The organism is Ureibacillus sp. FSL E2-3493, from assembly GCF_038077515.1.
GTDB classification, from domain to species: Bacteria; Bacillota; Bacilli; order Bacillales_A; family Planococcaceae; genus Ureibacillus; species Ureibacillus halotolerans.
In genome coordinates this window covers 2,425,779-2,440,961 of sequence record NZ_JBBOPK010000001.1, presented here as the reverse complement: position 1 = coordinate 2,440,961, position 15,183 = coordinate 2,425,779, and the positions used below count along the sequence as shown (strand labels likewise).

Genomic DNA, 15,183 nt, shown 5'->3' with positions numbered 1-15,183 from the left:
GAAATGAGGGAAGACTTTAAAGTCGTGTAAAATGACTTTAAAGTCTTTTTATTTAATTTGATAAAATTAAAATTTTTTGAAACAATTGGATTGTAAATACGTATGTATGGATGGAGGAGGAGTAGCAAAATGAATACAAAAAGATGGCTTGCTTTAGGAGCCGCAGTCGTTTTATTAGTCGGTTCCATAGGGTTGAATACGGTTATTTCCATATTCAAAACAGATTTCTTTTCGAGTTTTAATGATGTAATGAGCACAGAACAAACGGTGGTTGAAACTGTTATCGAGCCAGGCGATTATGGTGAACGAATTGCACTTTTATCTGTTGATGGAACAATTCAAGATGTTGGTACAAGTTCCCCATGGACAACACTTGAATATGATCATCAAAATTTCTTATCCCAATTAGAAAATATTTTGTATGACGAAAGTGTAAAAGCGGTTGTATTGTACGTTAATTCACCTGGTGGAGGCGTAATCGAATCAGCTGATATCCATGAAAAGTTAGTAGAAATTAAAGAACAACGAAATATCCCTATTTATGTTTCGATGGGATCTTACGCAGCTTCTGGAGGCTACTATATTTCTGCACCTGCTGATAAAATCTTTGCCCATAGTGAGACTATTACAGGATCAATCGGTGTTATTATGCAAAGTTATAATTTTTCAGAGCTAGCGAACAAATTAGGAATTGAGTTTGAAACAATTAAATCTGGCGAACATAAAGATATGTTTGGTGGAACACGGCCAACTACAGAAGAAGAAAAGGCGATGGTACAAGAAATGATTAACGAATCCTATGAAGCTTTTGTAGATGTTATTGAACAAGGAAGAGGTATGTCCGAAGCGGATGTTAAAAAAGTAGCTGATGGACGTATTTTAGGAGGATCTCAAGCGATTGAAGCAGGTCTAGTTGATGAAATTGGAGGACTTGAAGATACAATTGCGGCTATCCGTGCAGACTATGGTCTAGAAAATGCGGAACTTTTTGAGTATGAATCCAGTTTTGGTGACCTTACTTCGTTACTTGGCGTAAAAATTAGTTCATTATTCGGCCCTTCACCTGAAGAACAATTTTTAACTAAGTTTATGACTTCCAATGGCGGTCCAAGAATGATGTATTTATACGGTGAATATTAAGGAGGAGTTTATAGATGTCAGAATTTGAAAAGAACGACTCAAATGTCTCTCTTCCTAAAAACGAAGCCGTACCTACTATGATTAAACAAACGAAAGTAATCGAACAAATTGAAGAGAAGACGGCAGGATTTTGGATGCGTCTTTGGGCTTTTACTGTAGATTTTTTAATTGTCAGTGCTATTGTAGGAATTGTTGTAAATCCAATATTCCATTTTTTTGACTGGAGTTTTTCAGAAGAAAGATGGTATTCACCTATGACAATCATTTCGGGGCTGTTTTATTATGCGTATTTTGTGTTGACGACAAAATATTGGCAGCAAACCATTGGAAAAATGATATTTGGCTTAAAGGTGAAGTCTTTACATGAGGAAAAATTAGGATGGTTAACCGTTTTATTTAGAGAAGTAGTCGGTCGCTTTATTAGTAATAAACTGCCTATCATTTACATTATGGTTGCCTTTATGCCTAGCAATAAAGGACTAAATGATATTATTGCGGATACGGTTGTTGTACAGGAAAAGGTATTTATTAAACGCAAAAAAGAAATCATTCAAGAAATCGCCCCAAAGGATGAATTCGATGGAGAAAATTCCATTTCACCAATAGGCTAAAGAAAAACCATCTGAACAAAAAAGTTCGGATGGTTTTTTCCGTAAAAATTTGTAAGGTAAGTTATTTGCAAAGAGGGAAATAGGTTTAGTAAGATTATTTACGTAATATAAAGGAGGGGACTTAAAAATGGCACAAGTAACATTTAAAAACAACCCAGTAACATTAGTAGGAAATGAGGTAAAAGTAGGTGATAAAGCACCTGATTTTACAGTATTAGCAAATGATTTATCACCAGTGACTCTTAAAGACTCTGAAGGGAAAGTACGATTAATCGCGTCTGTACCATCTTTAGACACAGGAGTTTGTGATGCTGAAACTCGTCGTTTTAATGAAGAAGTAGCAAGTTTAGGTGGAGATGTGGCATTTTACACAGTTTCTGTAGACTTACCATTTGCTCAAAAACGTTGGTGTGCAGGAGCTGGAATCGATGCAGTGCATACGGTTTCTGACCATAAAGATTTATCTTTTGGTGAAGCATACGGTGTTTATATGAAGGAACTTCGTTTATTAGCTCGTGCTGTATTTGTAATCGACAAAGAAGGTACTGTAACATATGTTGAGTATGTTCCAGAAGGTACAAGCCATCCGAATTATGAGGCAGCGATTGAAGCTGTTAAAGCATTAATTTAATGGTTTCGTTTCTTGCTTTCATAAGGTAAGATAGAATGATTAATAGGCTATTGTCTATAATTTAGTATGGTTAATGTATACCCACTCAAACTTTGAGTGGGTTGTTCATTTCAAAAGGAGTTTATTATGGAAAAGTTTGAGCAAATATTTTCATTCATTAATGATAAAGCAGAGAAGTATGAAAAAGATGAAGGTATGTCCTTTTTAGATGGTGTTTTGCAAGCCCTTGAAGATGTACTTGATGAAAAAGAATCTTGGATTGGCAAAGAGGCAACGAAAGAAGAAGTACGAAAAGCCGTTCAAATCGCTATTTTAAAAGGGATGCGAAAAACTTCTCAACCAAATCATCAAATGACACCTGACACATTAGGGCTTCTAGTTGGTTATTTTGTAGAGCAGTTTTTCGAAGACCAACTAAAAAATAACCCGATTTCTATGTTGGATCCGGCCGTCGGTACAGGTAACTTACTTTTTACTGTGATGAATTTGTTAAATGATAAAGTATCAGCAACAGGAATCGAGGTAGATGAATTATTAATCCGTTTAGCAGCGGATACAGCTGAGTTACTCGAACAACCGGTTTTACTTTATCATCAAGATGCATTACAAAAGATGTTAGTCGATCCAGTTGATGCGGTTATATGTGACCTTCCAGTAGGATATTATCCGAATGAGGAAGTGGCATTAGATTATGAGTTATGTGCCCATGATGAGATGAGCTATGCCCATCATTTATTTATAGAACAGTCGATTAACTATACAAAAGATGGTGGTTATTTATTTTTCTTAATCCCTGCTAATTTATTCGAATCAAATCAAGCGAAGCAATTACAAAAATATTTGAAAAAACATGCTTGGATTCAGGCGGTCATTCAACTACCAGAAAATTTATTTGCTTCAAAAGCCCATGAAAAAAGCATTCTTATTTTACAAAAACAAAGTAAAGAATTAAGAGCTCCCCGTGAAGTGTTGCTAGCAAAAGTGCCAGCTATGTCCAATAAAGAAGCGTTATCGATGTTTTTTGAAAAAGTTCAAATGTGGAAAGAAAATAAATAAAAAAAATTGAAAAGTCATTATAATATTATCCCCTTTAAGTAGATAATGTTAAAAAAACTACAGTACGCTGTAGATAACATTTTACTTAAAGGGGATTTTTCTATGTCGAGAAAAAATAATACGTATTCAAATGAACTGAAATTGGAAATCGTACAGGCCTATCTAAACGGGGAAGAGAGTATGCAAAAAATTGCGGACAGATACGAGATTCGCAATGTTTCGCAGGTAAAGGCTTGGGTGAAGAAATTTAAAGAACTAGAATCGATTGAAGCATTTAACCGTCTTCCATCTACAGGTTCAGGGGCAAAGGGTGTGAAGAATCCGTTAAAAGGCAAACGTGTCCATTTAAAAAATGTAGAAGGAGAAATTAGACAAGCTGTTGAACAATATATTTACTTTTATAACTTCCAACGATTCCAAAAAAGACTCAACCACCTGGCACCGATAGAATATCGACACCAGATGGCTGCTTAGTCTTTTTAAAGTTGTCTACTTGACAGGGGTAAGTCCACATTACTGTAAAGGTAATGGCTTTTTATATTTTACTGCCACGAAAGGATTATTGTCTAAATTTATAGGCTTATGATACATAAAATGATGTATGAAAAATTTAAGATTCTGTAGTAAAAATAGTAAAGTTTTAATAAATCATTTACAGAAGAATTTTAGTTGTTAACGTGTTCCGTTAGATTCAAAAGGAAATGAAAAAAAGTTTTTAGAGATAAAAAATCTTAATTTTTTAAGAAAAAAACTACTTTTTCCTAATTTTTTATTATTAGAAAAATATTTTTTAGTTAACTTCAAAATAGTATCTTACATATTAGCTGGAAAATTGTTATTATGTATATAAATTCAATTATTTGAATACATAAGTTCACAACGGGGAGAGGAATCAGCTATGAAAATTGGAGTACCAAAGGAAATAAAAAACAATGAAAACCGTGTTGCAATGACACCTGCTGGAGTTGTTACATTAATCAGTGCTGGACATGAAGTTTTTATTGAAACAGGTGCTGGTTTAGGTTCATCCTTTACAGATGAAGATTATGTTGCTGCTGGTGCAACAATTGTTAGTTCAGCTCAAGAAGCATGGGCACAAGAAATGGTGATGAAAGTAAAAGAACCAATTCCAAGCGAGTATTCATATTTCCATGAGGGGTTAATTTTATTTACGTATTTACATTTAGCACCGGAACTTGAGTTAACACAAGCTTTATTAGACAATAAAGTAGTTGGAATAGCTTATGAAACGGTTCAATTACCAAATAGATCTTTACCACTTCTTACACCAATGAGTGAAGTGGCAGGTAAAATGTCTGTACAAATTGGGGCGCAATTTTTAGAAAAAATGAATGGTGGAAAAGGTATTCTTTTAGGAGGAGTATCTGGTGTTCCGCGCGGTAAAGTTACAATTGTAGGCGGAGGTATGGCCGGTACAAATGCTGCTCGTATCGCAGTTGGTATGGGTGCCGATGTAACAATTTTAGATTTAAACCCAGAGAGATTACGTCAACTGGAAGATATTTTTGGTTCTTCTGTTCAAACGTTAATGTCTAATCCGTACAACATTGCAGAATCAGTTAAAGATTCAGATTTAGTTATTGGTTCAGTTTTAATCCCAGGGGCAAAAGCACCAAAACTAGTTACTGAGCAAATGGTAAAAAGCATGCGTCCAGGATCTGTCATTGTAGATATTGCAATTGACCAAGGGGGTAGCTTTGAAACAACAGATCGAGTAACGACTCATGATAATCCAACTTACATTAAACATGATGTTGTTCATTATGCAGTTGCGAATATGCCTGGTGCTGTACCACGTACATCAACCATTGCCCTTACAAATAATACAGTACCTTACGCGTTACAAATTGCGAACAAAGGCTATAAACAAGCATGTATTGAAAATGAAGCGTTGAAAAAAGGGTTAAATACATTAGAAGGTCACGTTGTTTATAAAGCAGTTGCTGAAGACCAAGGTCGTGATTATGTACCTGTCGATTCTTTACTTATTTAAGGGAAGCTTATAAAATAAATAACAAGCTACTTGTTAGAAAAAACTAACAAGTGGCTTTTTTTATGGAACGGTATATTTATCAGAAAATACCAACTATTTCGAAATTTATCATTTACTTTTCCATAAAAATGTAATTTAATAGAATTGCTCTACTAAAAATAAAATATTGGGGGAATTCAAATGAAGGGGATATTTCAAAAGTCGTTTACTCTTATGCTCGTATTGATGTTATGTTTACTTACGGCATGTGGTGGGTCAAGCGCAGGTGAAGAAGGCTCAACGAATAGTAATGGTGGCACAATTCAAGCAAAAATTGGCGTAGTCTCCTATTTAACTGGTGCTGGTGCAGCTTATGGAGAAGCCATTACAGAAGGTTTAAAATTAGCCCAAAGTGAAATTAATGAACAAGGGGAAGTTAACATAGATTTAGTAATTGAAGATTCTGCTGGGGAAGCGGAGCAAGCCCTTTCTGCTGCTCAAAAATTAATGAATGATGAAGAGATTCTTGCCATTATAGGTCCTACATTAAGTACAGAATTTTTTGCAGTAGCTCCTGAAGCAGATTTGAACGGCATATCGATAATGGGTACTTCCACTACGGCGGAAGGTATACCGGAAATTGGTGATTATGTGTTCCGAAACTCTATCCCAGAAGCATTAGCTATTCCAACGGCGATGGAAAAAGCCGTTGAAAGAACAGGTGCGAAAAAAGTGGCACTTATTTATGGTAATGACGATGTTTTGACTAAATCGGGCTTCGATACAATGAAAAAGACAGCTGAAGAAATGGGATTGGAAATATTAACGATTGAAACGTTCCAAAAAGGACAAAGCGATTATAATGCACAACTAACAAAAATTAAAAATGCAAATCCAGATTTAATTTTAGCCTCTGCATTATATAACGAAGGGGCTGTCATTATGGACCAAGCACGTAAAATGGGGATCGATGTACCGTTTGTTGGTGGCAATGGCTTTAACTCCCCTCAAGTACTTGAAATTGCTGGAGATGCAGCAAACGGTTTAATCGTTGCTACGCCGTGGTTTGGAGAGTCTGAAGATCCAAAAGTAGTTGAATTCAACAAAAAATATGAAGAAGCCTATGGAAAGCTGCCTGACCAATTTGCTGCTCAATCTTATGACGCATTATATATTTATGCAGATGCTTTAAAAAGAGCTGGTGAAGCAGAACGAGAACTGTTCCATGAAGCTTTAGCAGAAACGAAAAATTTTGAAGGATTGTTAGGAAATTTTTCATTCGATGAAATAGGTGACGTTGTTATGGACGTTAAAGTTGTTGAAATAAAAGACGGAAAATTTGTTGAATTCCAATAATTGCACCTTTAAATAAGTGGAAATGAAAATGATTCATCTTTATGTAAAAAAATAAATTTCATTTTTGCCAATCGAAATAAAAAAATGACTTTAAAGGATGATGATTTTGCTTTTAGAACAATTTATTAACGGAATAACTTTGGGCAGCATCTATGCAATCGTTGCCCTAGGGTTTACGCTTGTTTTTGGCGTTTTAGGTATTATTAATATGGCCCATGGGGAAATTTTTATGGTCGGTGCCTTTGTAGGAGTGATGACGACAGGTGTTTTAGGTTGGCCATTATGGTTAGCCTTTGTTGCATCGATTGTCGTAACAGCAATTTTAGGTTACTTATTAGAAACTTTTACTTTACGACCTTTAAGGGGAAAAAGAGGGGTATCCCATTTGGCTCCTTTAATAAGTACGATTGGTGTTTCCATATTGCTTGAAAACTTATCCCATCATCTATTTGGGGCAGGTAATAAACCTTTTCGTACAGAGTTTGCGGAAATGAGTATTGAAATTGGTTCTATAACGATTTATATCGTTCAAATTGTCATTTTCGTTATTTCGATTTTTTTAATGATCGGCTTATCGATATGGTTATCCAAAACAAAAGCAGGTAAAGCGTTACGGGCAACAGCTGAAAATTTAGAAACAGCTAGTATTCTAGGTGTAGATACAAAGAAAATCATTACGTTAACGGTCATCATCGCCTCTGCAATGGGAGGCATAGCAGGAATATTAGTTGGAATGGCGTTTAACTCTGTCAGCCCACAAATGGGATTAGCTATCGGTTTGAAAGGTCTTGCCATCATCATTTTAGGTGGAATGGGAAATGTCAAAGGTGCCATGGTGGGAGGATTAATTTTAGGATTATCGGAAACATTCCTCGTAGCATATGGTGATTCGGGTTACCGGGATGCCATCGCATTTATCATGATCATCGTCATTCTTTTATTAAGACCACAAGGTATATTCGGATCAAAGATAGTAGAGGGCAGGTGAGTGTATGTTAGCTGATTTTATTAATCCATATCATTTACAAATTGCTTCATTTATATTAATCAATATTCTTCTTGCCATTAGTGTGTACGTCCCATTATCTTCGGGGCAATTATCATTAGGTAGCGCAGGATTTATGGGTGTCGGTGCTTATACGTCGGCATTGTTAACGATTCATTTCGATTTACCTATTTTTGTTGGTATTTTAATAGGTGCTAGTGTTGCGGGATGTCTTGGCATTATTATCGGAATTCCATCTTTAAGATTATCAGGTGTTTATTTAGCGATAGCTACTTTAGGTCTTGGAGAGGTTATTCGAGTCATTTTTGTTAACTGGGAATCCCTTACGAAAGGATCGATTGGATTAACCGGTATTCCCCAAATGGGAAGGGAATTATTAAACTTGGCACGGGATTTCGGTATTCAGCCTGCTATGTTCGGGTTAAGGAATAATAAATTTGTTTATTTAATGGTGTTTGTCATCTTGTTTATTTTAGTCACTGCAACGATCTGGTTTGTTTTTCGCCAACAAAATTCCCGTGTAGGTCGATCCTTCTCATCAATCCAAATGGATGAAAAGGCAGCGGAATCTATGGGGATAAATATTACTTACTTTAAAGTTCTTTCCTTTTCCCAAGGTGCCTTTTTAGCTGGGTTAGCGGGTGCATTGTTTGCCCATGTAATGGGATATATTTCTCCTTCCGATTTTTCCTACCATCGGGCTGTTGAAATTTTAATTTTCACTGTCTTCGGAGGTAGTGAAGTAATTATTGGTTCGATATTCGGTGCAATCTTTTTAACGTTAATACCAGAAGTATTACGCTTTGTAAGCGAATATCGATATATTATTTACGGAATTATGTTAGTTATATTAATGGCCGTTCGCCCTCAAGGAATTTTAGATATTCAATTATTAAGTAAGTTCAAAAGGTTGAAACGTTCTAAAGGAGGGGTCCGTTAATGGTTCTTGAAATACGGAACGTATCAAAAAACTTTGGTGGTATTCACGCTTTAAAAGATGTTTCCTTTCAAATTCAAGAAGGGGAAATTTATGGTTTAATAGGCCCGAACGGTGCTGGAAAAACGACGATGTTTAATTTAATTACGAATATTTTTGAACCAACTTCAGGTCAAATTGTTTTTAATGACGCCAATATTACCGGTTTAAAATCTTATAAGATTACGGAACAAGGAATATGCCGAACGTACCAAAATATTCGCCTCTTTTCCCAAATGTCCGCTTTGAAAAATGTGATGGTCGGTGGTCATTGTAGGAGCACATCTGGCGTATTTACTAGTGTTTTCCGAACAAAAAAGCAAAAGAGGGAGGAGAAAGCACTTACTGAAAAAGCGGAGGAGCTTTTAGATTTAGTTGGATTATTGGAGCATAAAGATGCATTGGCGGAGAATCTTGCCTACGGTCAGCAAAGAAGACTTGAAATTGCTAGGGCGATGGCGAGTAATCCGAAATTGTTATTATTAGATGAACCGGCAGCTGGGATGAATGAAAAGGAAACGGATAGTTTGTATGATTTAATCAAACTTATACAATCAAAAGGAATCACCGTATTAATAATTGAACATGATATGCCACTTGTTATGAAGCTTTGTGATCGGATAACGGTGTTAAATTTTGGAGAGAAACTAGCTGAAGGTACTCCATATGAAATTCAAAACAACGAAGCAGTTATTGAAGCCTACCTCGGTCGAGAGGAGGATGTAGATATTGCTTAAATTAACGAACGTCCAAACCTATTATGGACAGATTCAAGCTCTAAAAGGTATTGATTTAGAAGTACCTGAAGGTCAAATTATTACGTTGCTTGGAGCAAACGGTGCGGGAAAATCGACGACGATGAAAACGATAGCCGGAATTCTAAAGCCAAAAAAAGGGACGATCGAATTTTTAGGAGAAAATGTAACGGGATTAAGGCCAGATCAGTTACTCCGTAAAGGAATCGCCCTTGTGCCTGAAGGACGTGCCATTTTATCTTCAATGACAGTATTAGAAAATTTAGAGATGGGGGCTTATCATCGAAAGGACAAAGGGGTAAAAGAAGACATTGATAACGTTATGAAACGTTTCCCTATTTTGTTTGAAAGACAAACTCAACTAGCCGGTACCCTTTCTGGTGGACAACAACAAATGTTAGCCATCGCTCGAGCATTATTATCTAAACCTAAATTACTTTTACTCGATGAACCGTCCATGGGATTAGCGCCACTAATCGTGTCGGAAATTTTCACGATTATTAAAGAAATAAAAGAAGCGGGAACGACGGTGCTTCTTGTGGAACAAAATGCAAAACAGGCTTTAAAAATTGCTGATTTTGGCTACGTTATGGAAACGGGGAAAATCATCATTGAAGGGAAATCATCAGATTTATTAGCTGATTCTCGAATTGTAGAGGCCTATTTAGGAAGAAAATCAATAAAAGATCAAGAACAATTGCAAGATCAGGGGATATAGATTTTTTACAGGAAAAGGTGATGCGAAAAAATTTTCGCATCACCTTTTAACTTTTTAACAATTAGTTATGATAAAACAACTAATTCTTTTGTGAATTTCGTTAAAACTTCAACGCCGTTTTCAGTCACAACGACATCATCTTCAATACGTACACCTGTCACATCGGCTTTATAAATGCCTGGTTCAATTGTAAAGACCATACCAGGAGAAAGTTCCATTTCATTCGTTCCTGTCACAGATGGGAATTCGTGAACAGAAATCCCAAGACCATGTCCTAAACGGTGGGTGAAATATTCACCGTAACCGGCATCGCTAATTGTATCGCGGGCGATTTTATCTAAATCCATAGCTCGAACACCAGGTTTTACTGCTGCAATAGCTCCTTCATTTGCTTGGCGTACTGCATTGTATATTTCCTTTTGTGCTTCTGACGGTTCTCCAAAGGCAACAGTACGCGTAATATCTGAGCAATAGCCATCATAAATCACACCTAAGTCAAATAAAATCATATCGCCTTTTTGAATTTTTCGATCTCCTGGTGTACCGTGGGGAGATGCTGTTTTAGGACCGGAAAGTACCATCGTTTCAAAGGACATCGAACAACCCTTTTCTTTAATCGCATTTTCAATAGCCGTTAAAATTTCCATTTCCGTTTTACCTTCAGCAATTTCTTTACAGCCTACTTCAATGGCAAAGTCAGCTAAACTTGCCGCTTTTCGTAATTTTTCAATTTCCACTTCATCTTTAATAACACGATATTGGTTAATTTGATCGTCAAGACGAACAAAGTTTGCTTGTGGATATATTTGTTGAAGGGCTTCTAAACGCTCAACTGTTAAATGGGATTTTTCGATTGCCATCGTTGTCATTTGGACTCCGCGGGATTGTACTGCCTGTGCAAGTAACTCCCAAGGGTTGTCTGTATCCAGATGGCCAATTATTTCTCCATTCCAACCAGAAGCTTTCGCATCAGGTGCTTCCATTTTAGGACAGATTAAGAAAGGTTCCGCATCTTTAAAAACCATCACCCCTAATAAACGTTCGTGGGGATTGCTTTTAAAATGGGAAAAGTAAAAAACGTTATCTGGTGTTGTAATAAAAGCTGCATCATATTCATTTTCTTTTAAATAATTTTGTAGTTGATTTAATTTATTCATAAAAACCCTCCTCAAGATTTCAAAAAGATATATCCATTGTTTTGCACCGTTAGCTTGAACGGGGTACAATAAATACGAATAATTCATATTTTAACACTTTTATATAGTATAGCAAAAAGAAGGAAAAAAGCTTATAAAAGCGGAATAAGTAAAATTGAACATCATATTTTAGGAGGATAAATAATGGAATTATCTTATCATGGACATTCAGTAGTTAAAATTAAAACAAATGATACGAATATTTTAATTGATCCTTTTATTCGTGGAAACGGTTCGACAGATTTAAAAGTAGAGGAAGAAAAACCGGATGTTATTTTATTAACCCACGGTCATAACGATCATGTAGGTGATACAGTTGAGCTGGCGAAGGCAAATAATGCCCTAGTTGTAGCACCGAATGAGCTTGCCGATTATTTATCTTGGCAAGGGGTCAATACGCATGCAATGCATATTGGTGGTTCTTATCAATTTGAGTTTGGGAAAGTGAAATTTACACAAGCTTTCCATGGTTCATCGTATGTAACGGAAAATAATGAAATTATTTATACAGGTATGCCATCAGGAATTTTATTTTATGCTGAAGGATTCACAATTTACCATGCTGGCGATACAGCCCTTTTTGGTGATATGAAGTTAATTGGAGATCGTAACGAGATTGATGTAGCCTTTTTACCGATTGGTGATAACTTTACAATGGGGCCTGAAGATGCTGCTTATGCTGTATCGTTGCTAAATCCAAAATCAGTAGTCCCAATTCATTACAATACGTTCCCGGTCATTCAACAGGATCCAAAGCACTTTGCTGATTTAGTAAAAAATAGTAAAGTTCAAATTTTAAATCCAGGTGAAAAAGTAGAATTATAATTTTCCGATATAAATCGAATAGAAATGGAAGTTATAAAAGAAAGTAGCGAAAGGTAATGGAAAGTTTGTATGTAAATCAAACTGGAATAGGCTACTTTCTTTTTTTCTATACATAATTGAAATATGATACACTATTGGCAAGGAAAGATAGATGGGAATAGGTGATCGTAGTGTCTACAAAACATGAGAAAATATTACAATATATCGAATCGTTACCTGTTGGTGACAAAATTTCTGTACGCCAAATCGCGAAGGAAATGCAAGTAAGTGAAGGTACAGCTTATCGCGCAATAAAAGAGGCGGAAAATCGTCGATTAGTTAGTTCCATTGAACGGGTTGGGACGATTCGAATTGAAAAGAAGAAAAAGGAAAATATCGAACGTCTAACCTTCGCTGAAATCGTAAACATCGTAGACGGACAAGTATTAGGTGGTAGAGCAGGATTGCATAAAACCCTTAATAAATTTGTCATTGGCGCTATGCAATTAGAAGATATGATGAGATACACAGATGCAGGAAATCTTTTAATTGTAGGGAACCGATTCAAAGCCCATGAAAATGCCCTTAAGGCTGGAGCAGCAGTATTAATAACAGGTGGCTTTGATACAACGGAAAATAATAAGCGATTGGCAGATGAATTAGAACTGCCAATTATTTCGTCCAGTTATGATACGTTTACTGTAGCAACGATGATCAATCGGGCTATTTATGACCAATTAATTAAAAAGGATATTTTATTAATTGAAGACATTTATGTGCCGATTGAAGAAACCGCTTCGTTAAAAATTACCGATACAATAGCAGATTTCCACAAATTGAATTTACAAACAACCCACGGTGCATTCCCTGTCGTTACGAATGCTAACAAATTAGTCGGTATGATTACAGTGAAGGATGTTATTGGAAAATCGGAATATGAAACGGTCGATAAAGTGATGACGAAAAATCCAATTTCCGGTTCAATGAAAACGAGTGTTGCTTCGGCAGGACATCGAATGATTTGGGAAGGTATTGACTTATTACCTATTGTAAATGAAGACGGTATTTTGCAAGGAGTCATTAGTCGTCAAGATGTATTAAAGGCGTTACAGCATGCCCAAAGACAACCACAACATGGTGAAACAATTGATGATTTAGTTAAAAGTGAAATGAAAGTAATGGGCGAAGAAGATGTGGTCGTAGAATTTACAGTAACCCCACAAATGACGAACCAATTTGGTGCGATTTCTTACGGTGCCTTTACGACATTACTTTCAGAAGTTGGAGCCTTTGCGTTGAAACGGAGAAAACGTGGAGATGCAGTGGCAGAAAATATGACCATTTACTTTATTAAACCGGTTCAAATGGAAAGCGTATTAACGGTTATTCCTCATATTTTAGATATGAGTCGTAAATTCGTAAAAATGGACTTCGATGTTTTCCATGAAACGACTTTAGTTGGAAAAGCGATGATGATGTTCCAACTATTAGAGCGTTAATCATTCAATAAAAAAGCAATATACACCGATTTGTATATTGCTTCCTTTTACTTATTTGTTTAATTCGTATTCTTCTTTTACGAATTGTCCTTCGTGGCGAACTCGTTTGTAGCTTGCAAATGCTTCCATAAATCCAACTAGGATGAATACGGCTGCAATCATAAATCCAACGAGGGTAGGATAAATGATACAAGTATTTAAGCCGAATACCATGATAAAGAGTCCTAGGGCAACGCCAGCTTTTGCTTTGTACCATTTTTTACGAATCGGTAATGTGGAACGAAATTGTCTCGTTTTATAATAAAAATAAGCTACAAAGGATACAACGATAAAAAATACAAAAATATAGTTTAACATTTTTAACCTCCCATTAAGGTGCAACAATTGCTATATGTATGTAGTGCCTTCATTATTGTAACGATTTTTTATTAAAAAAGCTAACACAACCAACAAAAAATAGTAGCTATAGGGGGAAATCCGCTTGAAATTACAAATCATCGACAAAATTGAACAATATGATACAATTATCATTCATAGACATGTTCGTCCAGACCCAGATGCATACGGGTCTCAAATAGGTTTAAAAAGATTGCTAGAAAAGAACTATCCAAATAAAACGGTTTATGCAATTGGTGAGCATGACCGATCCTTAACTTTTTTAGATACACCAGATAGCATTAGTGACGATGTATTTGAAAATGCATTAGTGATTGTAACAGATACAGCTAATACAGATCGTATTGATGATGCCCGCTATACAAAGGGCGATTTTTTAATTAAAATCGATCACCATCCAAACGACGATGCTTACGGTGATTTATTATGGGTTGATACCAATGCCAGCTCTTGCAGTGAAATGATTTATGAATTATTCGTTGAAGGACAAGCATCTAAAGGTTGGGAAATGTCAGATAATGCTGCTCGACTAATTTTTGCAGGTATCGTAGGTGATACTGGTCGCTTTTTATATCCGAGTGCATCCGTCCGTACTTTTGAAATTGCAGGTCAGTTAATTAAGTATAATTTTGATCGCAATGAAGTGTTTAATGGAATGTACGAAAAAGAACCTAATCTATTACATCTTCAAGGTTATATGTATGAAAACTTTGTAATGGATGAAAACGGGGCTTGTTCGATTAAATTATCGAAGGATCTTTTACATAAATTCAACGTCACTGCTTCTGATACTTCCTTGTTAGTCGGTTCTTTAAGCAATATTAAAGGTGTTTGTGCATGGGTTATATTCGTAGAAGAAGAGAATCAAATTCGAGTAAGATTACGTTCAAAGGGTCCTATTATTAATGAGTTGGCGAAGAAGTATAATGGCGGTGGCCATCCGTTAGCATCTGGTGCAACCGTGTACTCATGGGAAGAAGCGGAACGATTAATTGAAGATTTAAAAGTGCTTTGTCAAAATTATAACTAATATAGGAGGGATGAAG

The 15,183-nt window shown here is 36.0% G+C and carries 16 protein-coding genes; 14 read left to right on the top strand and 2 right to left on the bottom strand.

The genetic code is table 11. From position 1 onward, the window contains the following. The first annotated feature begins 129 nt into the window (after positions 1–129). The 11 genes from sppA (at position 130) to MHH69_RS12490 (ending at position 10,242) form a co-directional block, all read left to right on the top strand. Positions 130–1,140, top strand: a complete 1,011-nt coding sequence (gene sppA / locus MHH69_RS12545; RefSeq protein ID WP_122971094.1) for a signal peptide peptidase SppA — start codon at positions 130–132, stop codon at positions 1,138–1,140. Between the two features lie 14 nt (positions 1,141–1,154). After that, positions 1,155–1,751: an RDD family protein gene (locus tag MHH69_RS12540; RefSeq protein ID WP_341362471.1), complete on the top strand. Its 597-nt coding sequence runs from the start codon at positions 1,155–1,157 to the stop codon at positions 1,749–1,751. Between the two features lie 127 nt (positions 1,752–1,878). Then, on the top strand, positions 1,879–2,382 hold the full coding sequence (gene tpx, locus MHH69_RS12535) for a thiol peroxidase (RefSeq protein WP_122971096.1): 504 nt from the start codon (positions 1,879–1,881) through the stop codon (positions 2,380–2,382). Between the two features lie 126 nt (positions 2,383–2,508). Further along, complete coding sequence (locus MHH69_RS12530) at positions 2,509–3,438, top strand: class I SAM-dependent methyltransferase (protein WP_122971097.1); 930 nt, start codon at positions 2,509–2,511, stop codon at positions 3,436–3,438. A 102-nt stretch (positions 3,439–3,540) separates the two neighbouring features. Beyond that, entirely contained in the window at positions 3,541–3,912 is a 372-nt protein-coding gene (locus MHH69_RS19340) for an IS3 family transposase (protein ID WP_445954572.1), read from the top strand. A gap of 424 nt (positions 3,913–4,336) precedes the next feature. Next, positions 4,337–5,452, top strand: coding sequence for an alanine dehydrogenase (gene ald, locus MHH69_RS12515; RefSeq protein ID WP_122971099.1), 1,116 nt, complete (start codon positions 4,337–4,339; stop codon positions 5,450–5,452). Between the two features lie 180 nt (positions 5,453–5,632). Then, positions 5,633–6,787 carry an ABC transporter substrate-binding protein gene (locus tag MHH69_RS12510; RefSeq protein WP_341362470.1) on the top strand — a complete coding sequence of 385 codons (1,155 nt, stop codon included), beginning with the start codon at positions 5,633–5,635 and terminating at the stop codon, positions 6,785–6,787. 106 nt (positions 6,788–6,893) lie between these two features. After that, on the top strand, positions 6,894–7,775 hold the full coding sequence (locus MHH69_RS12505) for a branched-chain amino acid ABC transporter permease (RefSeq protein WP_341362469.1): 882 nt from the start codon (positions 6,894–6,896) through the stop codon (positions 7,773–7,775). Positions 7,776–7,779: 4 nt separating this feature from the next. Further along, positions 7,780–8,733 (top strand): branched-chain amino acid ABC transporter permease, encoded by a 954-nt coding sequence (locus MHH69_RS12500; protein ID WP_341362468.1) that lies wholly within the window; start codon positions 7,780–7,782, stop codon positions 8,731–8,733. Beyond that, positions 8,733–9,506 (top strand): ABC transporter ATP-binding protein, encoded by a 774-nt coding sequence (locus MHH69_RS12495; protein WP_341362467.1) that lies wholly within the window; start codon positions 8,733–8,735, stop codon positions 9,504–9,506. Before MHH69_RS12500 ends, MHH69_RS12495 begins: the two co-directional genes overlap by 1 nt. Then, complete coding sequence (locus tag MHH69_RS12490) at positions 9,499–10,242, top strand: ABC transporter ATP-binding protein (RefSeq protein WP_341362466.1); 744 nt, start codon at positions 9,499–9,501, stop codon at positions 10,240–10,242. The genes MHH69_RS12495 and MHH69_RS12490 overlap by 8 nt, the downstream gene beginning before the upstream one ends. Before the next feature lie 65 nt (positions 10,243–10,307). Here the strand turns inward: MHH69_RS12490 and MHH69_RS12485 are convergent, their stop codons facing one another. Further along, entirely contained in the window at positions 10,308–11,399 is a 1,092-nt protein-coding gene (locus MHH69_RS12485) for a M24 family metallopeptidase (RefSeq protein ID WP_341362465.1), read from the bottom strand. A gap of 183 nt (positions 11,400–11,582) precedes the next feature. Here MHH69_RS12485 and MHH69_RS12480 point away from each other — a divergent pair, with 183 nt between their 5' ends. Both MHH69_RS12480 and MHH69_RS12475 read left to right on the top strand, forming a co-directional pair. Beyond that, entirely contained in the window at positions 11,583–12,263 is a 681-nt protein-coding gene (locus tag MHH69_RS12480; RefSeq protein WP_341362464.1) for a metal-dependent hydrolase, read from the top strand. 170 nt (positions 12,264–12,433) lie between these two features. After that, entirely contained in the window at positions 12,434–13,741 is a 1,308-nt protein-coding gene (locus MHH69_RS12475; protein ID WP_122971107.1) for a DRTGG domain-containing protein, read from the top strand. Positions 13,742–13,792: 51 nt separating this feature from the next. Here MHH69_RS12475 and MHH69_RS12470 read toward each other — a convergent pair whose 3' ends face one another. Next, positions 13,793–14,098: a YtpI family protein gene (locus MHH69_RS12470; protein ID WP_122971108.1), complete on the bottom strand. Its 306-nt coding sequence runs from the start codon at positions 14,096–14,098 to the stop codon at positions 13,793–13,795. Between the two features lie 124 nt (positions 14,099–14,222). On the opposite strand from MHH69_RS12470, the gene MHH69_RS12465 reads away from it, so the two are divergent. Beyond that, complete coding sequence (locus MHH69_RS12465) at positions 14,223–15,167, top strand: DHH family phosphoesterase (RefSeq protein ID WP_122971109.1); 945 nt, start codon at positions 14,223–14,225, stop codon at positions 15,165–15,167. Positions 15,168–15,183 lie beyond the last annotated feature (16 nt).